The organism is Subtercola boreus (assembly GCF_003399625.1).
GTDB classification, from domain to species: Bacteria; Actinomycetota; Actinomycetes; order Actinomycetales; family Microbacteriaceae; genus Subtercola; species Subtercola boreus_C.
On sequence record NZ_NBXA01000059.1, the window covers coordinates 1 to 809 of the forward strand.

The following is an 809-nucleotide window of genomic DNA, read 5'->3' on the forward strand; positions in this document are numbered from 1 at the left end:
ACACCACAGGGTCAGATAATCAACGGTGCAGGTGGACGTGAATCAGACCGTCACAACACCCCGGCAAGCCGCCAGGTGGTAGTGAACCAAGCCGTCATCATGGACTCCACTCAAGCTGTCACAGACACGCGGGTCCATGCCGAGCTGGCTCGGGTCGGGGTGACGTTGAAGCTGCTGCACCAGGAATATGTCGACACGTGTTCCCGGGCGGGCCAGGCTGCGATGAGTTATGACCGGTTCTGTCGCCTGTATGGCGAGTACGCGGCCGTGTCGGGTGCGACATCGCGGGTCGGTCACAAGGCCGGCCGAAGTGTCGAGGTCGACTGGTCCGGGCCCACGATGCAGCTGCTGGATCCGACAACGGGCGAGATGTCGAAGGTGTTCCTGTTCGTCGCGTGCCTGCCGTTCAGCCGGTACGCGTTCGTGGAGGCCACGTTGGATATGCGGCAGGAGTCGTGGCTGCGCGCTCACACGGCGATGTTCGCTTTCTTCGGCGGTACTGTCCCGCGTCTGGTGCCCGATAACCTCAAGACCGGGGTGATCTCCCACCCTCGCGAGGGTGAGGTCGTGTTGAACGACGCGTACCGTGAGTTGGCCGCGCATTACTCCGCGGCGGTGTTGCCGGGCAGGGTCCGGTCGCCGAAGGACAAGGCCAGTGGGGTTGACCCCGAATTCCGGACATTGACCAGGCGGGTTTCGCGTGTTTGCGGGCCTGTCGGGGAGGATGTCCGTGATGGGCACAAGCAAGAGGAAGACTTATACGCCGGAGTATCGCCGTGAGGCGGCGCGGCTGGTGATCGACACGGGCC

General features: G+C 63.7%; 1 pseudogene. It reads left to right on the forward strand.

Annotated elements, in window-relative coordinates:
* Window positions 1-129: 129 nt before the first annotated feature.
* Window positions 130-657: pseudogene (locus tag B7R21_RS19130) on the forward strand (IS21 family transposase); the annotation flags it as partial.
* Window positions 658-809 lie beyond the last annotated feature (152 nt).